Below are 21,228 nucleotides of genomic sequence, written 5' to 3'. Positions count from 1 at the left end.
AAGTAAACGAGTCTGGAACATTTTTGTTCCAGACTCGAAGTCATATTATACGTTCAAGACTTTATCTAGGAAGTCTTTGAGGCGTGGGTGCTGCGGATTATCAAAGATTTGGTCGGGTTTACCGTCTTCTAAAAACTCTCCGTCAGCCGTAAAGATAACACGGTTTGCCACTTGGCGAGCAAATCCCATTTCATGAGTTACAATAATCATAGTCATGCCTTGCTTGGCCAATTCTTTCATAACATTGAGAACATCTCCAACCATTTCGGGATCAAGAGCAGAAGTAGGTTCGTCAAAGAGCATAATATCAGGATTCATAGCAAGTCCCCGTGCAATTGCAACACGTTGTTTTTGTCCACCTGAGAGGCTATCTGGCATGGCATCAGCTTTATCAGAGAGACCGACTTTTTCTAATAATTCCATACCAAGTTTATCTGCTTCAGCTTGTGTCATTCGCTTGTGCTCGACAGGAGCAAAGGTGATATTTTCCAAAACTGTCATGTGAGGGAAGAGATTGAAGTGTTGGAAAACCATACCAATATTTTCACGAACTAAGTCGACATCTGTTTTTTTATCGGTTAAGTCGAAACCGTCCACGGTAATAGATCCACTTGTAACTTCTTCCAGCAGGTTGAGACTGCGAAGAAAGGTTGATTTTCCCGAACCTGAAGGTCCGATGATACAAACGACATCCCCTTCATAGAATTTGGTTGTGATTCCTTTTAGAACTTCATTTTCTCCGTAGTATTTATGTAAATCATTGACATCAATTTTTAATTTAGCCATTATTTAATCCTCTTTTCTAAGCGTTTTGCAAGTCTCGTTAAAAGAGTGATGATAATCAAGTAAAAGACTGCTAGGATAGCATACATTTTGAAGCTTTGATAGTTACGAGCAATGATGATTTTACCCGTTTGGAAAAGTTCGACGAGACCGATAGCAGAGACGATTGTAGTATCTTTCAAAGCGATAACAAACTGATTGACGAAGTTTGGTAACATGATTTTTGTCGCTTGTGGCAAAATAATCTTTCTCATGGTTTTTGAGTAAGAAATACCAAGACTTCGGCTGGCTTCCATTTGTCCAACTGGAACAGCTTGAATCCCACCACGGACGATTTCTGCAATATAAGCGCCAGCATTGAGAGAAAGAGCAATTGTACCAGCCACAAAATCGTTAATCGGACTTTGATGCCCTGTCATTGATTCAATGAGATTTGGAATACCCCAGAAGATAAAGGCTGCGAGAATCATAAGCGGGATTCCACGAATGACATCCACGAAGATTTCTGAGATGACGCGGAGTGTTTTGACGGGACTCACGCTAAACATACCAAAGATAATTCCAATTACCATAGCAATAGCAAATGACAGAAGCGCAAGAGCAATGGTGATACCAAGTCCGCTTAACAATTGTTTATAGTTGTTTTGGAGAAGCCCCCAAATGGTTGTTTCATCAACTGTACTATCTGAAGAGCTAGAAGCAGAGCTGGTCTTTTTCAAATATTTATCAAGAATTTTTTGATATTGACCGTTTTTCTTAATATTTGCCAAACCATTGTTAAACATTTGGATTAATTCAGGATTGCTGCCTTTTTTTACTGCAAAAGCAGTGTCTCCGATAGGAGTTCCCTTGATTGGAGTTTTTAGTTTTTGACCTTGGCTAATGGAGTATTTTACAACAGGTTCGTCGTCCATAACAGCATTCACAGAGCCAGAGTTTAAACTATCATACATAGAAGAAGCATCAGCGAATGTCTTGATTTTATAACCATACTTGTTTTGATTTTCTGTTAAGAAGGTTTGCGAAGCAGTACCATTTTTAACGCCGACTGTTTTGCCTTTCAAGTCCTTATAAGAAGTAATTGTGCTGGATTCTTTGACAGCAAGGATTGCGTTTGCTGTGTAATAAGGCTCTGAGAAATCAAAGGTTTCTTTACGAGCGTCTGTCACAGACATCCCTGCAATCATTCCATCGGCTTGTCCAGATTGTACAGCATTTAAAGCGGCATCAAATCCGGGATTTGTAATTTCAATCGTGAAACCTTGGTCTTTGGCGATAGCTTTTATCAAATCCATGTCAATCCCAGTATATTTGTTATTACTATCCTGAAAAACGAATGGTGCAAAGGAAGAGTCACTCGCAATGGTATATGTTGATTTTACGGGAGTAGCTTTTTGACCAGCAGGAGTAGTGGTTTCTGGAGTAGAACTAGTTGTTTTCGTGGCTGTAGAACTTGTCCATTTTGTGATAATTTTCTCAAGAGAAGCATCTTTTTTCATTTGAGCAAGCGCTTCGTTAAATTCTGTTACCAGATATTCATACTTGCTTCCCTTTTTGACACCAAAAGCAAAACTACCAACAGCTTCTCCTTTTATAGAGATTTTTAAATTTTGACCTTGTTTAATAGCATACTCAATGACTGGTTGGTCGTCCATCATGGCGTCAATTGAACCAGAATTCAAGCTGTTGTAAGTCAAATCAGTTGTGTCAAATGTTTTAATAGTAAATTTGTATTTGTTTTTGATTTTTTCTAGAAAGCGTTGAGAGGCAGTTCCGTTTTTAACCCCAACAGTTTTTCCTTTTAATTGTGAATAACTACTGATTGTATTGGCTTTAGTCGTTGCGATGACAACTTTTGTATCATAATAAGTATCAGACATGGTGAAGACTTTTTCACGGTCTTTGGTCTTTGTCATGCCAGCCATAATAGCATCTGCTTGACCAGACTGAACGGCGTTAACGGCTGCATCGAAGCCAGGGAAAGTCATATTGATGTCCCAACCTTTTAGTTCAGCAACTTTATTGATGATATCTACATCAATACCTTTATAAGTTTGATCGGAATCTTTAAATTCAAAAGGTGCGTAAGCTGTATCAGATACCACTTTGATTGTATCGGCATGAATGGCTGTTACTGCAAAGAGTGGTAGTAAAGCTAACAAAAAAGTTATAATTTTTTTCTTCATGAGTCTCTCCTTTAAAGAATATTTTTAAATTATACCAGAAATATCTTCGAAAGGCAAATATTTCACATTTTTATGTTATATTTTATAACATGGACGAAAATTTCTTTTTTGATTTGCGTAAAATAAATATGATATAATAATAAAAAATAGAAAGGAAATTTTATGTTTAAATCTCGTATGCTTGATAATGTGAAACAGTCCCGTTACATTCCGCCTATTTGGTTGGCCGTTATCCTCTCGATTGTTTTTGTTTATGGAGGTGAAATTGTCGGTGGGCTTGTATTGGTTCCAATTTCGATACTGCTGGGTCTTGTGCTTGGCCTTGTTCATTCTGGGGCGGGCTTTGTAATGATACAAGAACTGATATCACATTATATGATTTTCATCCAACTCTTCCTCTTTTCCTTTATTTCTTTAGCTCTCTTTCTTTGGGTGAAATGCGTTGAAAAAAGACCTTTTTCAAGTCTTGGTTTTTTTAAGGAAAATTGGTTTAAAGAATTAGGAAAGGGTTTTTTGATTGGAGCGGCACAGTTTTCCCTCATAGTTGTCTTGCTTTTGCTGACAGGTCTAGGTAGGTTAGAACTCAACCATCTTAGTTTGGAGCCCTTTCTCTTTATTATCGCCCTGATTCCGTTTTGGATTTTACAAGGCGGAACAGAAGAATTGGTGACGCGTGGTTGGCTATTTCCTACGGTTACTGCTAAGTCAAATATTTTGGTCGGTATTTTAATTTCTGCTAGTCTATTTGGTGCTCTCCATTTATTAAATCCTGGTGTGACGCCTCTTTCAATTGTCAACATTATTCTTGATGGTGTTTTTACTTGTTTTTATATGCTAAAAACAGACAATATGTGGGGTCTGGCTGGTATCCACGGGGCTTGGAATTTTGTTCAAGGTAACATTTATGGTATTCAGGTCAGTGGTCAGGGAGCAGAAGCTTCTGTCTTTGCTTACAATACGAAATCCAACGTAGACTGGCTTTCGGGTGGGGCTTTTGGTGCAGAAGGTTCTATTTTCACCAGTCTGGTGTTAATTCTCAGCATTTTCTATCTGTATTGGTCTCTTAAAAAAGAAGATAAATTACCAGCAGCATTGCAATTTAGAAAGTCACATCTCACCTAGTTTGACTAGGTGGGCTTCTTATTATCCTAAATCAGTGATATTTTAAGAATTGTGATAAAATAAGAGAAGATTGTATAGAGGAAAAGAATAATGATAAATAGAATTACGGACAATAAATTTAAATTAGTTTCCAAGTATGAGCCTTCAGGAGATCAACCACAGGCGATTGAGCAATTAGTGGATAATATAGAGGGTGGTGAGAAAGCTCAGATTCTCATGGGAGCGACAGGAACTGGGAAGACCTACACTATGAGTCAGGTCATCCAAAAGGTCAATAAACCGACCCTAGTTATCGCTCATAATAAAACTCTGGCTGGTCAGCTCTATGGTGAATTTAAGGAGTTTTTTCCTGACAATGCGGTAGAGTATTTTGTGTCTTACTATGACTATTACCAACCAGAAGCCTATGTGCCTTCCAGTGATACCTATATTGAGAAGGACAGCTCGGTCAATGATGAGATTGACAAACTTCGTCACTCAGCAACCTCGGCTCTCTTGGAGCGCAACGATGTGATTGTTGTGGCATCAGTCAGCTGCATTTATGGTTTGGGCTCGCCTAAGGAATACTCCGATAGCGTGGTCAGTCTGCGACCTGGTTTAGAGATTTCACGGGATCAACTTCTCAATGATTTGGTTGATATTCAATTTGAGCGCAATGATATTGACTTTCAGCGGGGAAAATTTCGTGTGCGTGGCGATGTTGTGGAAATCTTCCCAGCTTCTCGCGATGAACATGCCTTTCGGGTGGAATTTTTCGGTGATGAAATTGACCGCATTCGAGAAGTGGAAGCATTGACAGGTCAAGTGTTGGGCGAAGTAGACCATTTAGCTATTTTTCCTGCCACTCACTTTATGACCAATGACGAAAATATGGAGATTGCTATTGGCAAGATTCAAGCGGAATTAGAAGAACAACTAGCCTTTTTTGAAAGAGAAGGGAAACTTTTAGAAGCTCAGCGGTTGAAGCAAAGAACGGATTATGATATTGAAATGCTACGCGAAATGGGCTACACGAATGGTGTAGAGAATTATTCTCGTCACATGGACGGACGGAGTGAAGGTGAGCCACCTTATACACTCTTGGATTTCTTTCCAGATGATTTTTTGATTATGATTGACGAAAGTCACATGACTATGGGCCAGATTAAGGGGATGTATAATGGTGACCGTTCACGAAAGGAAATGTTGGTTAATTACGGCTTCCGTCTGCCATCAGCTTTGGACAATCGCCCGCTACGTCGGGAAGAGTTTGAAAGTCATGTTCATCAGATTGTCTATGTATCTGCGACACCGGGCGACTATGAGCGGGAGCAAACGGATACGGTGATTGAGCAAATTATTCGACCAACTGGTCTGCTGGATCCAGAAGTCGAAGTGCGTCCGACTATGGGACAAATAGATGATCTTTTAGGCGAAATTAACGCACGTGCTGAAAAGAATGAGCGGACTTTTATTACGACTTTAACCAAGAAAATGGCGGAGGATTTGACCGACTACTTCAAGGAAATGGGTGTCAAGGTCAAGTATATGCACTCAGATATCAAGACTCTAGAGCGGACAGAAATTATCCGCGACCTGCGGTTAGGTGTCTTTGATGTTTTAGTCGGGATTAACCTGTTGCGTGAGGGGATTGATGTGCCAGAGGTTAGTCTGGTTGCCATTCTTGATGCAGATAAGGAAGGCTTCTTACGCAATGAGCGTGGTTTAATCCAAACCATTGGTCGAGCTGCCCGTAATAGTGAAGGCCACGTCATCATGTATGCTGACACGATCACAGATTCCATGCAAAAAGCTATGGATGAAACCGCCCGTCGTCGTCAGATTCAAATGGCTTATAATGAAGAACATGGTATTGTACCGCAAACAATCCAGAAAGAAATCCGTGACCTAATCAGTGTGACAAAATCTGCTCTACCAGACAAGGAAGAAGTGGTAGATATTGAAAGTCTTAACAAGCAGGAACGTAAAGATATGATTAAGAAACTAGAGGGACAAATGCAAGAAGCGGCTGGTCTTTTGGATTTCGAACTTGCCGCTCAAATTCGCGATATGATTTTGGAGATTAAGGCGGTGGATTAGAAAGATAAACAAAGCAAAAAGGGAAGAAGAATGCGTTACATTCTCTTACTCCGTGGCATCAATGTCGGTGGAAAAAACAAGGTCATTGTGTCTGACCTGAAGGTCGATTTGGCGGAGCTGAGCTTTGATAATCCGGTTTCCTACATCAACAGTGGCGCTCTCTTTTTTGACAGTGAGGAGCAGGAGGAGAGGATTCGGGAGATTTTGACGGCTTATTTCAGCCGGTCCTATGACTTTCCCATCCCTTTTGTCCTGATTAGCTCTGCTATTCTCCAAGAAGAAATGGCAAAACTGCCTATTTGGTGGCAGGGTGAGGCAGCCTATCGGCGCGATGTCCTCTTTTACCTGCCGGGAGCTAATCGCGAGTTGATAGAGGCAGAGGCGAGGAGCTGGGCAAGTGATAAGGAGCTACTGCATTTTGGTCAGACAGCCTTCTTTTACAGAAATAGCGACCAGGCTGACTACCTCAAATCCAACTACCACAAGAAACTACTCATATCCAGCTTTTACAAGTCTTTGACTATTCGAAATGCGAAAACCTTTCAGAAGATTTTGGAGTTGGCAGATACTAGTTAAAGAGGCATTATTTTGTTTTTTTGGAAAACTAATAATAAATTGTTAATGAATATATATGTTTGAATAAAGAAAAAGAGTTTTTACTTTTATTTTCATCATGCTGAAAACATTCAATAGATAGGAGAATTTATGATTGAATTTAAGGATGTTACAAAAGTGTACGATGACAAGATAGCGTTGAATCATCTGAATTTAATGCTTCAGAGTGGAGAAATTGTAGGATTAATTGGACACAATGGTGCTGGAAAATCAACAACGATTAAATCATTGGTTAGTGTGATTAATCCAACGCATGGTCAGATTTTTGTGGATGGCAAGGAATTAGCAGCTAATCGGTTGGAAATCAAGAAGAAAATTGGTTATGTAGCTGATTCGCCAGATTTGTTTTTACGTCTGACAGCAAATGAATTCTGGGAATTGGTTGGAACTTCTTATGATATGAGTCCTTCAGATTATGAGAAACGTTTAACGGATCTACTGGAATTATTTGATTTTACAGCTCATCGCTATGAAGTTATTGAATCGTTTTCACATGGAATGCGACAAAAAGTATTTGTCATTGGTGCTCTTTTATCTGATCCAGATATCTGGGTGTTGGATGAGCCTTTAACTGGTTTGGATCCGCAGGCGGCTTTTGACCTTAAGCAAATGATGCGAGAGCATGCAGATAAAGGGAATACTGTTTTGTTCTCAACCCATGTTTTAGAAGTGGCAGAGCAATTGTGTGACCGTATTGCCATTCTCAAAAAGGGAGAATTGTTGTTTTACGGTACGATTGAGGAATTGAAAGGTCAACATCCTGAAAAATCATTAGAAAGTATTTACCTCAGTTTGGCAGGTCGTAGAGAAGAGGTGAGTCCTGATGCGTCTTAAAGCGATTCGCTCCCTCATTCATGCAAATATCATTTATACGACGCAATCAACTAGGCTTTCTAGTTATCGTAAAAAACAGCAAAAAAATCCAAAGAAAAAAGGAAATGTTGCTAGAAATCTAGTGATGAACTATCTCTATGCTGGAATTTTGTATGCTTGTATATTTGGTGTACAGGGTGCTTTTTTACCACTTGCTCAGAATCCAGGGCTATTTTCGAATTTTGTCAGCGTCTTTTATCTATTCATCTTTGCACAGGGATTTCTTTCCTTTTACAATGTTTTTTATGAAAGTAAAGACTTGCAAGCTTACCGACCTTATGCCTTTAGTGAGAGCGAAATTATGGTTGGGAAAGGATTTTCTGTTCTTTTAACTACTTTAATGGGAGTGTTTCCCATTGTTATTTACTTTATTGGTTTGCAAATGCAATCAGGTCAACCAATCTGGCTTGCAATCCCTATTCTGCTTATTTCGTTAGGAGTACTGTTTTCGACACTTATTTTCCTTCTTTTGGTTGGTGTTCATTTTATTACGAAAACAACTATTTTTAGGAAATATAAAAAGCTTGCCTCTAATATTTTACTGGCTCTTGCTACAATAATGGCTTTTGGTGCGATTTTATTGGTGAATTTGCAAAATAACTCTAACGTTAAAAACGCAATATTGCAAGATCAACTTGCTTATTTTCCGCCAATGACGATTTTTCATGCTTTCAGTATGCAACCTTTTGCTTTGAATTCCTTGCTGGGAATGGGAGCTTGGGTAGTCGTAGCTGTTATATTATTTATAATTGTTAAGCGAAAGGTTTTACCAGAATTTTATGAAGCTGCAATGACTACAACAGCAACGGTCAATAGACAAAAACGAACGAAAATTTTCAAGATGAATGGACTTAGGAACTTTCCGCAGTTTGTGTTGCGCTATCAATTAAACCTAATCAGTGATGGCTCCGTCTTATTACAAACTCTTTTGATGCCTAGTGTGTTACCTTATTTTATTCTAATTCCGTTGATGGCTAGTTTTATGCAGAATAGTGAAATGATTTCTCCTTATTTGACAACAAGATTTGCTTTTCCACTGATGTTGATAGCAACATTTGTAGCAAGTTTAAATACAGGTGGAGCAAATTTAACAGGAATTGGCATTTCACTTGAACGTGAAAATTATGATTATTTGAAAGTATTACCCTTTGATATGGCACGTTATCTTAAATTTAAGTTTTGGAATTTATTTGTCATTCAATCCATTTTACCATTCATTTTGTTAGCAATCTTTTCATTTGTGGTTGGTGTACAACTTATTGCTATTCTATTGATGCTAATCGCTTGGACATTGACTTGTTTAGCATGGAGTGCTTGGGGATATCATCGTGATAAACGTTTGCTAGTGACCAATTGGTCGAATGTGACGGAATTATTTAATCGTGAGAATAATTCACTAAAGATGATTTTGGGCATTGTTGCTATGATTATTTACATAATCATTATTGCAGTGAGCGCTTATTTCATTTTGGTATCACCAGATTTAGTGGGCTATTTGTTAGCAAGTACTTTTCTGATTGCTCTTGCAATGATGGCATTTTTACTGACAAATCATTATTTGAAAAAAGTTCAAGCTGAAGTAGAAAATTAAGCTGAAAGTTTTTGAATACTTACTATGTTTTTATTGCTTAGCAAGAATATATTGATAAGAGCCTATAAATTTTTATGTGCGCTTTGAAACATCTATATACTAAATTTATGCTATAATAAATACTATGTACACCAAACCAACTTCTGCTTATGTACACATTCCATTTTGTACTCAAATTTGTTATTATTGTGACTTTTCCAAAGTTTTTATCAAAAATCAGCCTGTTGATGCTTACTTAGAGCATTTGATTCAGGAGTATAGAGCTTATGATATAAAAAAGTTGCGAACGCTCTATATTGGTGGTGGGACGCCAACGTCTCTGTCCCCCACTCAATTAGAATTTTTGCTAGCAGAGCTGACGAAAAGTTTGGATTTATCATCTTTAGAAGAGCTAACGATTGAGGCTAATCCAGGAGATTTGGATCCGGACAAGATTGCTGTTTTAAAAGATTCGGCTGTTAACCGAGTGTCTTTGGGTGTTCAGACTTTTGACGATCGCATGCTCAAGCAAATTGGCCGAAGTCATTTAGAAAAAGATATCTATGAGAACATCGCCAATCTGAAGCTGGCTGGATTTGACAATATCTCGATTGATTTGATCTATGCACTGCCCAAGCAGACCATGGACAACGTGCGGGAAAATGTGGCCAAGGCCATTGCACTAGACATCCCTCACATGAGTCTTTATAGCTTAATTCTAGAAAATCACACGGTTTTTATGAACCGGATGCGGCGTGGAAAGCTTCCTTTACCGAAAGAGGACTTGGAAGCAGAGATGTTTGAGTATATCATTGAGGAGTTGGAAAAAGCTGGGTTTGAACACTATGAGATTTCTAACTTTTCTAAGCCAGGTTTTGAGAGCCAACACAATCTCATGTACTGGGATAATGCGGAATATTTTGGTATTGGGGCAGGGGCTTCTGGTTATGTCAATGGGGTTCGCTACAAGAATCATGGTCCGATTCGTCATTATTTAGAGGCGGTTGAAAAAGGCAATGCGCGTGTGAATGAGGAACATCTGAGTAAGCAAGAGATGATGGAAGAAGAAATGTTTCTGGGCTTGCGCAAAAAGTCAGGTGTTTCTAAAAAGCGTTTTGAAGAAAAATTTGGTGTTTCTTTTGATCGGCAGTACGGTCATGTAGTAACAGAACTTATTGAGCAAGGACTCTTAGTACCTGACAAAGAAATCGTTCGTATGACTAAAAAGGGTCTATTTTTGGGTGATACGGTCGCAGAGAAATTTATATTGGAGTAAATTATGGGTTTAACTTATCAAACGAAAATGAAAATTCCGTTTGACATGGCGGATATGAATGGTCATATCAAGTTGCCTGATGTCATTTTGCTGTCCTTACAGGTATCAGGTTTGCAGTCTATTGACTTGGGGATTAGCGACCAGGATATGCTGGAGAAATACAATCTGGTCTGGATTATTACTGACTATGATATCGATGTGGTACGGCTACCTAAATTTGGTGAAGAAATGACGATTGAAACAGAAGCGCTTTCCTATAATCGTCTCTTTTGTTATCGTCGTTTTACCGTTTTTGATGAAAATGATGTTGCCGTGATTGAAATGATGGCTACCTTTGTCCTTATGGACAGAGACAGTCGAAAAGTGCATGCTGTAGAGCCAAAGATTGTCGCACCTTATGAAGCAGAATTTTCTAAAAAGTTGATTCGTGGTCCAAAATATCCAGAACTGAAAGATTCGACCAGTAAAGATTATCATGTTCGGTTTTATGATTTAGACATGAATGGTCATGTCAACAACAGCAAGTATTTGGACTGGATTTTTGAAGTTATGGGAGCTGATTTTCTCATGAAACACGTTCCCAAAAAAGTTCACCTCAAGTATGTCAAGGAAGTACGACCTGGCGGGCAGATTACCTCTAGTTATGATTTGAATGGATTAGAGAGCAATCATCAGATTTCCAGCGATGGTGATACCAATGCACAAGCTATGGTAACTTGGCAAGAAATTTCATAAGAGAAACAATAGAAAGAGAAGTATGACCTACAAAGGATATTTAATTGATTTAGACGGAACGATTTATAGAGGAAAAGACCGTATTCCTGCGGGTGAAGATTTTGTTCACGAACTACAACGGCGCAACATTCCATATTTATTTGTGACGAACAATACAACACGTACTCCTGAGACTGTTCAAACGATGCTAGCGGAACAATTCAATGTTGAAACGCCGATTGAAACGATTTATACAGCGACTTTAGCAACCGTTGACTACTTAAATGATAAAAATTTAGGCAAGAAAGTCTACGTTATCGGTGATGTAGGACTTAAGCAAGCCATTGCAGAAGCTGGTTATGTTGAAGATACGGATAATCCAGATTATGTAGTCGTGGGATTGGATTGGGAAGTGGACTATGAAAAATTGTCAATTGCTACGTTAGCTATTCAAAAGGGAGCTCATTTCGTAGGAACCAATCCAGATCTTAATATTCCAACGGAGCGCGGTCTCATGCCTGGAGCAGGATCGATTATTACTCTCATTGAAGTAGCAACTCGTGTGAAACCTGTTTATATCGGGAAGCCAAATGCAATTATCATGGAAAAGGCGGTTGAGCATCTAGGACTACCGCGGCAAGAAGTGATAATGGTTGGGGATAATTACCTGACGGACATTCGGGCTGGGATTGACAATGGTATCCCTACGCTTCTGGTGACAACTGGCTTTACGAAACCAGAAGAAGTGCCAGGCTTGCCAATCCAACCAGATTATGTACTTTCTAGCCTAGCGGAGTGGGATTTCGATGCGCATTAAACTGACCTTTTGGCTGAGTATGCTCTGCTTTTTAGCAGTAGCTATTTTGTTGACCATTTATCTGACTTGGCTGTTTTATCCTTTGGAAATTTCTTGGTTGCATTTAGAAAATCAAGTTTACCTCAAATCTGCAACCATTCAGCACAATTTCAATATTTTGATGAATTACCTAACCAATCCATTTCAGCAAAAGCTCTCCATGCCTGATTTTCGCTCATCAGCAGCAGGTCTGCACCATTTTCAAGTCGTGAAATATCTTTTTCATCTGGCGCAAGTCGCTTTTCTAGCAACCTTACCAGCGGTTTGTTTGTTTGCAAAAAACATTATAAAAAAAAGATACCTATCTGTCTTTTCCAAAGCGATTTTAGCTATTATTTGGTTGCCTATTGTAATTGCTGGTGTGGCGCTGGGGATTGGCTTTGATGCGTTTTTTACTCTCTTTCATCATATTTTATTTGTTGGGGATAATACTTGGTTATTTGACCCTGCTAAAGATCCTGTCATTTGGATATTACCAGAAGAATTTTTCCTCCACGCCTTTCTTTTGTTTTTTGTTCTTTATGAAGGCTTTGCTGTGGGGTTATACTTGTGGAGTCGAAAAATCTATTTGAAGAAGGAGGAAAAATGATGTCAGCCAATCAGCAAGTGCGAAAAGATGTTAGTTTATTTTCTGCTTTGTGTCTGATTTATGTTTTCGTCATGACAATGATTAGCTTAATCTACCAAACGATTGTAACTTTGTTTCAAGCGATTCGTTATCCCGGAAATCTTGAGAGAATCCAAAAAGCAACGGAAAGTTTTATGTCACGCGATGGCAGCTATTATCTAATTGCTGTTTGTGCAGGAGTATTTATCTTTTGGTTGTATCGGGATGGAAAATTATTTAAGTCTGATTTACGAACGCAGAAAAGGGTCATGATGCCAAAAACGTTTGGGATAGTTTTATCATTCTTACTTCTGGGTCAATTAGGTTTTGTACTCTTTAATCAAATATTCGAAGCAGTGTTGAATATCTTTGGATTTAGCTTATTTAAAGCCATTGAATCAGCTTCCGCAGGCTCAGATAGTGTAACGATGTTTTTGTATGCAGGTTTTTTCGGTCCTGTTTCAGAAGAATTGATTTTTCGCGGGGCAGGCTTACGAACATTTGAAAAATATGGAAAAGTCTTTGCGATTTTGATGTCTTCCCTCATATTTGGTTTATTTCATGGAAATATCCCGCAGTTCTTTTTTGCGGCTTTTGTTGGAATTATCTTCTCTTATGTGACCTTGGAGTATTCAATTCTCTGGGCAATGGTTTTCCACGTTTTTAATAATTTGGTCATTGGAGATGGTTTAACTTATTTGTATTCGTTTTTGCCGGACGATATAGGTGGTCTCTTACACTTATTTATCCTGCTAGTCGGTGCAAGTGTCGCAGTAATTTTCCTGATTAAAAACAAAGCAGACATAAAAATGTATGTACAAGAAAATCGTTCATTTCCAGGGGCCTATAGGCAAGCTTTTCGTTCTGTTTGGTTCTGGATTTTTACAATCTTCATGTTTTTAACATCTTTGACCTTGATAAGTCATTTGTGAAAGAAGATTTTTGAAAGGACTTTCAACTTTCTTTCATTTATGATAAAATAAGGGTAACAAAAGAGGAGCGTGTCAATCATGGAACAAACATTTTTTATTATAAAACCAGACGGCGTAAAACGTGGCTTGGTTGGAGAAGTACTGAAGCGCGTAGAACAACGTGGTTACAAAATCGAACGTTTGGAAATGAGAACCAATGTTTCAAATGAGTTAATTGATCAGCATTATGAAGCCCTGTTAGCGAAAGATTTTTATCCTTCAATCCGTGATTATATGACAAGCGGATCTGTGATTATCGGTGTTTTATCGGGAAGCCAAGTGATTTCAGGTTGGCGTCACATGATGGGCGCTACTCGTCCGGAAGAAGCTCTACCGGGAACTATTCGCGGAGATTTTGCACAAGCAGCTGAAGCTGGTGAAACGATTCGAAATGTTGTTCACGGTTCAGATTCTAAAGAGTCTGCCAAACGGGAAATTGCGCTTTGGTTTGGTAATCATTAAAACATAGTAGTATAAATTCGAGAGAGTACAGATAGTGATTGCTTTTGTTCTCTCTTTTTTACTATCCGAATTGTACTGGGTGTGTTATAATAAAAAGGAATTGGAAATGTTTTAATATACTGGAAATTGATTGTTTTATCAAGGAGGAAATATGTCAGACAAACAAATTCATTTGGTTATCGTGACGGGAATGAGTGGAGCGGGAAAGACCGTGGCCATCCAGTCTTTTGAAGATTTAGGCTATTTTACGATTGACAATATGCCTCCTACACTTGTTCCTAAATTTTTGCAGTTGATCGAAACAACGCAAGACAATGACAAGATTGCTATGGTTGTAGATATGCGCAGTCGTTCCTTCTTTTCTGAGATTCAGAAAGTTCTAGATGAGATTGAAAGTAACGCTGGACTTGATTTTAAGATTTTGTTTTTAGATGCGGCAGATACGGAATTGGTTGCTCGTTATAAAGAAACGCGTCGCAGCCACCCCTTAGCAGCAGACGGTCGTATTTTAGACGGGATTAAGCTAGAACGTGAGTTACTGGCACCGTTGAAAAACATGAGTCAAAATGTAGTAGATACGACCGAATTAACACCGCGTGCACTGCGTAAAACCATTTCTGAACATTTTTCAGATCAGACAAAGCTTCAATCGTTTCGCATTGAAGTGGTGAGTTTTGGCTTTAAATATGGTATTCCGCTAGATGCCGACCTTGTTTTTGATGTACGTTTTTTACCAAATCCATATTACCAACCAGAACTTCGCAATCAAACAGGACTTGATAAACCAGTTTATGATTATGTGATGAATCATACGGAGTCAGAAGAATTTTATCAGCACTTAGTGGCTCTTATCAAACCGATTTTACCCGGCTATAAAAAAGAGGGGAAATCTGTTTTAACAATTGCGGTTGGTTGTACAGGCGGTCAACACAGAAGTGTGGCTTTTGCACAACGTCTAGCAGATGATTTGGCAAGCGAATGGACCGTTCATTCATCACATCGAGACAAAGACCGCAGAAAGGAAACGGTGAATCGTTCATGAGGAGACCGAAGATTGCTGTTATTGGTGGTGGAACCGGAATTTCGGTCATTTTGGACAGTTTACGTAAGAAAGATGTAGACATTGCTGCTATTGTGACGGTCGCTGATGACGGAGGAAGTTCGGGGGAATTGCGAAAAAACATTCAACAATTAACACCACCTGGTGATTTGCGAAATGTTTTGGTAGCTTTATCGGACATGCCGCGCTTTTATGAAAAAGTTTTTCAATATCGCTTTGCGGAAGAAGATGGTGCTTTAGCTGGACATCCACTTGGGAACTTGATTATTGCAGGTATTTCAGAAATGCAGGGGTCGACTTACAATGCTATGCAGCTACTGACTAAGTTTTTCCACACGACTGGCAAAATTTATCCGTCTTGTGATACACCTTTAACGCTTCATGCTGTTTTTGCAGACGGAAGTGAGGTCGCTGGAGAAAGTCATCTTGCAGAACACCAAGGTATGATTGAGCGGGTTTATGTGACCAATACCTATAATGACCAAAAACCAACTGCTAGTCGCAAAGTGGTAGAGACGATTTTAGAAAGTGATATGGTTGTTTTGGGACCAGGGTCATTGTTTACCTCTATCTTACCCAATATGATGATTGAAGAAATTGGACAAGCTCTTTTAGAAACCAAGGCGGAGATTGCCTATGTCTGCAATATTATGACCCAGCGTGGTGAAACTGAGCATTTCACAGATAGTGACCACGTGGCTGTTTTGCATCGACATTTAGGAAAACGATTTATTGATACTGTTTTGGTGAATATTGAGGAAGTTCCTCAAAAGTATATGAATTCTAATAAATTTGATGAGTATTTGGTGCAGGTTGAGCATGATTTTAAAGGTTTGAAAAAACAAGTTCCTCGTGTCATTTCGTCTAATTTTCTTCGCTTGGAAAATGGCGGAGCCTTTCATGATGGTGAATCAGTCGTAGATGAACTCATGCAGATTATACGGGTGCGCAAATGAGTTTTACCATTAAAGTGAAAGAAGAACTGCTTGGTCTAGGCAAAAAAGATAAAACAGAATTATCTGCTATCATTAAGATGTCAGGCAGTTTAGGAATTTCTAGTCAAGGCTTAACATTGTCTATTACGACAGGAAATGCAAAAATCGCTCGTCACATTTATGAATTGTTGGCAGCTTTTTATCAAGTCAAATCGGATATTCGTCATCATCAAAAAGCGAATCTTCGTAAAAACCGTGTTTATACTGTTTTTTTAGACGAAGGTGTGGAACAAATTTTAGCCGATTTACATTTGGCAGACTCCTTTTTTGGGATTGAAGCAGGCATTGACCAAGCTATTTTATCAGATGATGAAGCGAGCCGAGCTTATTTGCGGGGAGCTTTTTTGTCAACTGGCAGTATGCGTGATCCAGATTCTGGGAAATATCAGCTGGAAATCTTGTCGGTCTATTCTGACCATGCGGAGGATTTAGCAGCCTTGATGCGAAAATTTTTATTGGATGCCAAGACAATTGAGCGCAAAAAAGGCTCAGTGACCTATCTGCAGCGAGCTGAGGACATTATGGACTTTTTGATTGTGATTGGGGCTATGGAAGCGATGACTGAGTTTGAGTCGGTCAAGGTCTTGCGAGAGGCTAGAAATGATCTGAATCGGACGAATAATGCGGAAACGGCGAATATTGCTCGAACGGTGACGGCTAGTATGAGGACCATTCACAATATTGGCAAGATTATTGATACAGTTGGTTTAGAAAGTTTGCCAGTTGATTTGCAAGAGGTAGCTTATCTGCGTGTCAATCATCCGGATTATTCTATCCAGCAGTTGGCAGAAAGTCTTAGTAAGCCTTTGACGAAAAGTGGTGTCAATCATCGCTTGAGGAAAATCAATAAAATCGCAAATGAGTTGTAGAAAATGCAAAGAAATGTGACTTATATATTATAGGTGGAATCAATTTGAGAATTTCCGTGAAAACTTTACAGTTTTCTCTTGAATATTTTCAAAAAATGTGATATAGTTATAAAAATTAAATAATCCTTTAAATCTGTCCTGTGAGGCAGACAAGGAGTCAAAGTATAAGATGGTGTAGCACAGTGAGGCTGTTAGTAGTTTCTCTGTGCTTACCTAGATTTTCTGAAGTCTCCTTGTGAAGGAGACTTTTTCTTTTATCTTTTTTATGCGGGAGGTTTTCCATGAAAACAAAAGAAGTTGTCGATGGTTTGACAATGAAACGTGCCATTACACGGATCACTTATGAAATCATTGAGCGCAACAAAGAACTAGACAAGATTGTCTTAATTGGTATCAAAACACGGGGTGTATACATTGCACAGCGGATTCAAGAACGATTGGCACAGATCGAAAAGATTGATGTGCCTATCGGTGAGTTGGATACCAAGCCATTCCGCGATGACTTTAAAGTGGAAGAAGATACGACACATGTTCCAGTTGATATTACAGACCGTGAAGTTATCTTGGTGGATGATGTGCTCTATACAGGACGCACCATTCGTGCTGCTATTGATAACCTAGTTAGCTTGGGACGTCCATCACGCGTGAGCTTGGCTGTTTTAGTAGATCGTGGGCATCGTGAGTTGCCGATTCGAGCAGATTATGTTGGAAAAAATATTCCGACAAGCCGAACAGAAGAGATTATTGTGGAAATGGTAGAACAGGATGGTCAAGACCGTGTCTTGATTGCGGAGGAGTTATAAGAAAATGAGTCAAGATGTGAAATATGATGTACACGATATGCCAAAACCTGGTTTGCTTGTAGGATTATCCTTTCAGCATTTGTTTGCCATGTTTGGGGCAACGGTTCTTGTTCCAATTCTGGTTGGAATTGACCCAGCAGTTGCCTTGTTTTCAAGCGGTCTAGGAACCTTAGCGCATTTAACAGTTACCAAGTACAAAGTGCCAGCTTATATGGGGTCTAGTTTCGCTTATATCGCAGCTATGCAAATGTTGATGAAAACAGACGGTATCGCAGCAGTCGCTCAAGGTGCCATTACAGGTGGTTTGGTTTACTTCATTGTAGCTCTTATTGTGAAGTTCGCTGGGAATGCTTGGATTGATAAGATTTTGCCGCCAGTTGTGGTAGGACCAATCATTATGGTTATCGGACTAAGCCTAGCAAGCACAGCTGTAAATGATGTCATGTTAAAAGATGGTAAATACAATTTAACTTATTTCATCATTGGAATTGTCACTCTCTTTGCAGTCATCCTCTTTAATATCTATGGTAAAAAGATTGTTGGAATTATTCCAGTGCTGTTAGGCTTGATTGTCGGATATGTCTTCGCGCTCATTCTTGGAGCGGTAACAGGAGAAGAAATTATTTCCTTTGCAAAAGTCTCTCAAGCTTCATGGTTCCATGTCCCACCTATGCACCTTCCTTTCTTAGACTATAATGTAAAATTTTATCCAAGTGCGATTTTAACAATGGCTCCAATTGCCTTTGTAACTATGACAGAGCACTTTGGTCATGTTATGGTATTGAATAGCTTGACCGGAAAAGATTTCTTTAAAGACCCAGGATTGGATAAAACTCTTGCCGGAGATGGTCTTGCACAAGTTATCGCTGGGATTTTCGGTGCGCCACCAGTAACGAGTTACGGTGAAAATATCGGTGTGATGGCTCTCAATAAAATCTATAGCGTTTATGTTATTGCAGGTGCAGCAGTACTTGCGATTGTGATGAGTTTTGTCGGAAAAGTATCGGCACTCTTACAATCCATTCCAACTCCAGTTCTAGGCGGTATTTCTATTGCGCTCTTTGGAGTCATCGCTTCTAGTGGTTTGAAAATTTTAATTGAAAAGCAAACGGACTTTGACAATAAGAAAAATCTGTTGATTGCTAGTGTGATCTTAGTCGCTGGGATTGGAGGATTAACGCTTCAACTTTCAGGTCTGCAAATTTCAGGGGTCGCCTTGTCAACGGTTCTTGGAATTGTGCTCTATCTTATCTTGCCAGAACCTAAAAATTAGTTTGAATTCTTAACTTTATTGAAAGAAACGCCGTATCTAATAAAAGGAGAAATACACCATGTTATCTAATCAAATCGCTCTTAAAAATGTTGTCTCTATGGAAACTCTTACCAATGAGGAAGTCTTAAGTTTAATCAAACGTGGCATTGAATTTAAAAATGGAGCGAAAGCTCATTATGATGAACAACATATTATCGCTAATCTCTTCTTTGAGCCCTCTACGCGAACACATAAAGCCTTTGAAGTAGCGGAATTAAAGCTAGGTTGTGACCTGTTGGATTTTGATTCAAAGACCAGCTCTATCAACAAAGGAGAGACCTTATATGATACGATTTTAACCATGTCAGCGCTCGGAGTGGATGTCTGTGTCATTCGTCATCCAGAAGTGGACTATTACAAGGAATTAGTTGAAAGTCCAACGATTACAACTTCAATTGTGAATGGTGGTGATGGCTCTGGACAACATCCGAGTCAAAGTTTGCTAGATTTGATGACCATTTATCAAGAGTTTGGACATTTTGATGGCTTGAAGATTGCGATTGCAGGCGACTTAGATCATTCGCGTGTGGCGAAGTCAAATATGCAAATCTTGAAGCGTCTGGGTGCAGAACTTTATTTTGCAGGTCCAGAAGTATGGAGAAGTGAAGAATTTGCAGATTATGGGCAATTTGTCACACTTGATGAAGTCGTTGACCAAGTAGACGTCTTAATGCTTCTGCGCGTGCAGCACGAGCGCCATGATGATGATTCACTCTTTTCAAAAGAAAATTACCATAAAATGCATGGTCTAACACAGGAACGATATGACAGATTGAAGGATACAGCCATCATCATGCATCCAGCTCCAGTCAATCGCGATGTTGAAATTGCAGATCATCTGGTAGAAGCTCCAAAATCGCGGATTGTAGAGCAAATGACAAATGGTGTATTTGTCCGTATGGCAATTATTGAGTCTGTTTTAAATGGACGAAAAGAGCAATAGACACTAAGGTATTGCTGTAAGAACAAACGGAGGGGAAAATGGAAAAACGCTTGTTAATTCTGGAAGATGATACAGTATTTGAAGGAGAGGCATTCGGGGCTGATATAGATGTGACTGGAGAAATCGTCTTTAATACAGGTATGACTGGCTACCAAGAATCTATTACGGATCAGTCTTACAATGGGCAAATCTTGACTTTCACTTATCCGTTAATCGGAAATTATGGAATCAACCGCGACGACTATGAATCGATCACTCCCACTTGCAAGGGAGTGGTCGTTTATGAGTGGGCACGCCGAGCGAGCAATTGGCGCAATCAGATGACCCTAGACGAGTTTTTAAAAGTCAAAAAAATTCCAGGAATTGCTGGTATTGATACGCGGGCATTGACGAAAATCATTCGGCAGCATGGAACGATGAAAGCAACACTAGCCAATGTGGGCGACCAAATGGTGCATCTACAAGATCAGTTGAAAGCAACTGTTTTGCCGACTGATAATATCAAACAAGTTTCAACGAAAACATCGTATCCAGCACCGGGTTCAGGTCCTAGCATTGTGTTAGTTGATTTTGGATTGAAACATTCAATTCTTCGCGAATTAGCGGCACGCAATTGTAATGTGACAGTTGTTCCCTATGACACAAGTGCAGCAGACATTCTCAATCTTCATCCTGACGGTGTCATGTTATCCAACGGTCCAGGTAATCCAGATGATGTACCGCAAGTGCTAGACATGATTCGAGGGATTCAAGGTAAAATTCCTCTTTTTGGTATCTGCATGGGACATCAACTTTTTTGTAAGGCTAATGGAGCGCAGACTTATAAAATGAAATTTGGTCACCGTGGTTTTAATCATGCTGTCAGAGAGATTGCGACAGGGCGAATTGATTTTACCAGCCAAAATCATGGTTATGCTGTTAGTCGGGAAAATTTTCCGAGCGAGTTGCTGATTACATATGAGGAAATCAACGACAAATCTATTGAAGGTGTGCGGCATCGGTTTTTCCCTGCTTTTTCAGTGCAATTTCATCCTGATGCTGCACCAGGACCGCATGATGCCAGTTATCTCTTTGATGAGTTTATGGAAATGATTGATGCTTTTAAACAACAGCATAGTTCATTTTGAGCAAT

The 21,228-nt window shown here is 39.3% G+C and carries 20 protein-coding genes; 18 read left to right on the top strand and 2 right to left on the bottom strand.

The genetic code is table 11. From position 1 onward, the window contains the following. Window positions 1-45 precede the first annotated feature (45 nt). Together HMPREF2634_RS00430 and HMPREF2634_RS00425 are read right to left on the bottom strand one after the other, a co-directional pair. Window positions 46-786: an amino acid ABC transporter ATP-binding protein gene (locus HMPREF2634_RS00430; protein ID WP_003024883.1), complete on the bottom strand. Its 741-nt coding sequence runs from the start codon at window positions 784-786 to the stop codon at window positions 46-48. Beyond that, window positions 786-2,969, bottom strand: a complete 2,184-nt coding sequence (locus HMPREF2634_RS00425; RefSeq protein ID WP_021001596.1) for an ABC transporter substrate-binding protein/permease — start codon at window positions 2,967-2,969, stop codon at window positions 786-788. Before HMPREF2634_RS00425 ends, HMPREF2634_RS00430 begins: the two co-directional genes overlap by 1 nt. Before the next feature lie 162 nt (window positions 2,970-3,131). Between HMPREF2634_RS00425 and HMPREF2634_RS00420 the strand changes: the two genes are divergently transcribed. The 18 genes from HMPREF2634_RS00420 (at window position 3,132) to HMPREF2634_RS00335 (ending at window position 21,223) form a co-directional block, all read left to right on the top strand. Further along, a complete protein-coding gene (locus HMPREF2634_RS00420) occupies window positions 3,132-4,091 on the top strand; it encodes a CPBP family intramembrane glutamic endopeptidase (protein WP_003024878.1) in 960 nt (319 codons plus the stop codon). Between the two features lie 90 nt (window positions 4,092-4,181). Next, complete coding sequence (gene uvrB / locus HMPREF2634_RS00415; protein WP_021001597.1) at window positions 4,182-6,170, top strand: excinuclease ABC subunit UvrB; 1,989 nt, start codon at window positions 4,182-4,184, stop codon at window positions 6,168-6,170. Window positions 6,171-6,200: 30 nt separating this feature from the next. Then, window positions 6,201-6,746: a DUF1697 domain-containing protein gene (locus tag HMPREF2634_RS00410; RefSeq protein ID WP_021001598.1), complete on the top strand. Its 546-nt coding sequence runs from the start codon at window positions 6,201-6,203 to the stop codon at window positions 6,744-6,746. A gap of 129 nt (window positions 6,747-6,875) precedes the next feature. Next, on the top strand, window positions 6,876-7,619 hold the full coding sequence (locus HMPREF2634_RS00405) for an ABC transporter ATP-binding protein (RefSeq protein ID WP_070836098.1): 744 nt from the start codon (window positions 6,876-6,878) through the stop codon (window positions 7,617-7,619). Beyond that, a complete protein-coding gene (locus HMPREF2634_RS00400; RefSeq protein WP_070836096.1) occupies window positions 7,609-9,249 on the top strand; it encodes a hypothetical protein in 1,641 nt (546 codons plus the stop codon). The genes HMPREF2634_RS00405 and HMPREF2634_RS00400 overlap by 11 nt, the downstream gene beginning before the upstream one ends. Before the next feature lie 124 nt (window positions 9,250-9,373). Continuing rightward, window positions 9,374-10,504 carry a radical SAM family heme chaperone HemW gene (gene hemW / locus HMPREF2634_RS00395; RefSeq protein WP_003024867.1) on the top strand — a complete coding sequence of 377 codons (1,131 nt, stop codon included), beginning with the start codon at window positions 9,374-9,376 and terminating at the stop codon, window positions 10,502-10,504. Window positions 10,505-10,507: 3 nt separating this feature from the next. Further along, a complete protein-coding gene (locus HMPREF2634_RS00390) occupies window positions 10,508-11,239 on the top strand; it encodes an acyl-[acyl-carrier-protein] thioesterase (RefSeq protein ID WP_003024864.1) in 732 nt (243 codons plus the stop codon). Between the two features lie 22 nt (window positions 11,240-11,261). Further along, on the top strand, window positions 11,262-12,035 hold the full coding sequence (locus HMPREF2634_RS00385) for a TIGR01457 family HAD-type hydrolase (RefSeq protein WP_021001601.1): 774 nt from the start codon (window positions 11,262-11,264) through the stop codon (window positions 12,033-12,035). Next, window positions 12,025-12,663, top strand: coding sequence for a TIGR01906 family membrane protein (locus HMPREF2634_RS00380; protein WP_021001602.1), 639 nt, complete (start codon window positions 12,025-12,027; stop codon window positions 12,661-12,663). The genes HMPREF2634_RS00385 and HMPREF2634_RS00380 overlap by 11 nt, the downstream gene beginning before the upstream one ends. Further along, window positions 12,663-13,613, top strand: a complete 951-nt coding sequence (locus HMPREF2634_RS00375; RefSeq protein WP_051148116.1) for a CPBP family intramembrane glutamic endopeptidase — start codon at window positions 12,663-12,665, stop codon at window positions 13,611-13,613. Before HMPREF2634_RS00380 ends, HMPREF2634_RS00375 begins: the two co-directional genes overlap by 1 nt. A gap of 78 nt (window positions 13,614-13,691) precedes the next feature. Then, window positions 13,692-14,114, top strand: a complete 423-nt coding sequence (gene ndk / locus HMPREF2634_RS00370; RefSeq protein WP_070836094.1) for a nucleoside-diphosphate kinase — start codon at window positions 13,692-13,694, stop codon at window positions 14,112-14,114. 151 nt (window positions 14,115-14,265) lie between these two features. Next, window positions 14,266-15,156, top strand: coding sequence for an RNase adapter RapZ (gene rapZ, locus HMPREF2634_RS00365; RefSeq protein WP_021001605.1), 891 nt, complete (start codon window positions 14,266-14,268; stop codon window positions 15,154-15,156). Continuing rightward, entirely contained in the window at window positions 15,153-16,130 is a 978-nt protein-coding gene (locus tag HMPREF2634_RS00360) for a YvcK family protein (RefSeq protein ID WP_021001606.1), read from the top strand. The genes rapZ and HMPREF2634_RS00360 overlap by 4 nt, the downstream gene beginning before the upstream one ends. Then, window positions 16,127-17,038 (top strand): DNA-binding protein WhiA, encoded by a 912-nt coding sequence (whiA, locus tag HMPREF2634_RS00355; RefSeq protein ID WP_021001607.1) that lies wholly within the window; start codon window positions 16,127-16,129, stop codon window positions 17,036-17,038. The genes HMPREF2634_RS00360 and whiA overlap by 4 nt, the downstream gene beginning before the upstream one ends. Window positions 17,039-17,319: 281 nt before the next feature. After that, on the top strand, window positions 17,320-17,841 hold the full coding sequence (pyrR, locus tag HMPREF2634_RS00350) for a bifunctional pyr operon transcriptional regulator/uracil phosphoribosyltransferase PyrR (protein WP_021001608.1): 522 nt from the start codon (window positions 17,320-17,322) through the stop codon (window positions 17,839-17,841). Between the two features lie 4 nt (window positions 17,842-17,845). Beyond that, window positions 17,846-19,114 (top strand): uracil-xanthine permease family protein, encoded by a 1,269-nt coding sequence (locus HMPREF2634_RS00345; RefSeq protein WP_003024843.1) that lies wholly within the window; start codon window positions 17,846-17,848, stop codon window positions 19,112-19,114. Window positions 19,115-19,172: 58 nt separating this feature from the next. After that, window positions 19,173-20,096, top strand: a complete 924-nt coding sequence (locus HMPREF2634_RS00340) for an aspartate carbamoyltransferase catalytic subunit (protein WP_003024841.1) — start codon at window positions 19,173-19,175, stop codon at window positions 20,094-20,096. Between the two features lie 38 nt (window positions 20,097-20,134). Further along, window positions 20,135-21,223: a carbamoyl phosphate synthase small subunit gene (locus HMPREF2634_RS00335; RefSeq protein ID WP_003024839.1), complete on the top strand. Its 1,089-nt coding sequence runs from the start codon at window positions 20,135-20,137 to the stop codon at window positions 21,221-21,223. Window positions 21,224-21,228 lie beyond the last annotated feature (5 nt).

This window comes from Streptococcus sp. HMSC034B03 (assembly GCF_001838575.1).
GTDB lineage: Bacteria > Bacillota > Bacilli > Lactobacillales > Streptococcaceae > Streptococcus > Streptococcus anginosus.
Note: the sequence above shows the minus strand (reverse complement) of the source record. Positions and strands in the feature narration are given on the sequence as shown.

Bases quoted from the DNA above. Each gene is read 5' to 3' on its own strand.
- HMPREF2634_RS00425 (WP_021001596.1), bottom strand. From the start codon at position 2,969: ATGAAGAAAAAAATTATAACTTTTTTGTTAGCTTTACTACCACTCTTT.
- HMPREF2634_RS00360 (WP_021001606.1), top strand. From the start codon at position 15,153: ATGAGGAGACCGAAGATTGCTGTTATTGGTGGTGGAACCGGAATTTCG.
- HMPREF2634_RS00375 (WP_051148116.1), top strand. From the start codon at position 12,663: ATGTCAGCCAATCAGCAAGTGCGAAAAGATGTTAGTTTATTTTCTGCT.
- hemW (WP_003024867.1), top strand. From the start codon at position 9,374: ATGTACACCAAACCAACTTCTGCTTATGTACACATTCCATTTTGTACT.
- HMPREF2634_RS00345 (WP_003024843.1), top strand. From the start codon at position 17,846: ATGAGTCAAGATGTGAAATATGATGTACACGATATGCCAAAACCTGGT.
- HMPREF2634_RS00410 (WP_021001598.1), top strand. From the start codon at position 6,201: ATGCGTTACATTCTCTTACTCCGTGGCATCAATGTCGGTGGAAAAAAC.
- uvrB (WP_021001597.1), top strand. From the start codon at position 4,182: ATGATAAATAGAATTACGGACAATAAATTTAAATTAGTTTCCAAGTAT.
- rapZ (WP_021001605.1), top strand. From the start codon at position 14,266: ATGTCAGACAAACAAATTCATTTGGTTATCGTGACGGGAATGAGTGGA.
- HMPREF2634_RS00340 (WP_003024841.1), top strand. From the start codon at position 19,173: ATGTTATCTAATCAAATCGCTCTTAAAAATGTTGTCTCTATGGAAACT.
- whiA (WP_021001607.1), top strand. From the start codon at position 16,127: ATGAGTTTTACCATTAAAGTGAAAGAAGAACTGCTTGGTCTAGGCAAA.
- HMPREF2634_RS00430 (WP_003024883.1), bottom strand. From the start codon at position 786: ATGGCTAAATTAAAAATTGATGTCAATGATTTACATAAATACTACGGA.
- HMPREF2634_RS00390 (WP_003024864.1), top strand. From the start codon at position 10,508: ATGGGTTTAACTTATCAAACGAAAATGAAAATTCCGTTTGACATGGCG.
- HMPREF2634_RS00405 (WP_070836098.1), top strand. From the start codon at position 6,876: ATGATTGAATTTAAGGATGTTACAAAAGTGTACGATGACAAGATAGCG.
- HMPREF2634_RS00380 (WP_021001602.1), top strand. From the start codon at position 12,025: ATGCGCATTAAACTGACCTTTTGGCTGAGTATGCTCTGCTTTTTAGCA.
- pyrR (WP_021001608.1), top strand. From the start codon at position 17,320: ATGAAAACAAAAGAAGTTGTCGATGGTTTGACAATGAAACGTGCCATT.
- HMPREF2634_RS00335 (WP_003024839.1), top strand. From the start codon at position 20,135: ATGGAAAAACGCTTGTTAATTCTGGAAGATGATACAGTATTTGAAGGA.
- HMPREF2634_RS00420 (WP_003024878.1), top strand. From the start codon at position 3,132: ATGTTTAAATCTCGTATGCTTGATAATGTGAAACAGTCCCGTTACATT.
- HMPREF2634_RS00400 (WP_070836096.1), top strand. From the start codon at position 7,609: ATGCGTCTTAAAGCGATTCGCTCCCTCATTCATGCAAATATCATTTAT.
- HMPREF2634_RS00385 (WP_021001601.1), top strand. From the start codon at position 11,262: ATGACCTACAAAGGATATTTAATTGATTTAGACGGAACGATTTATAGA.
- ndk (WP_070836094.1), top strand. From the start codon at position 13,692: ATGGAACAAACATTTTTTATTATAAAACCAGACGGCGTAAAACGTGGC.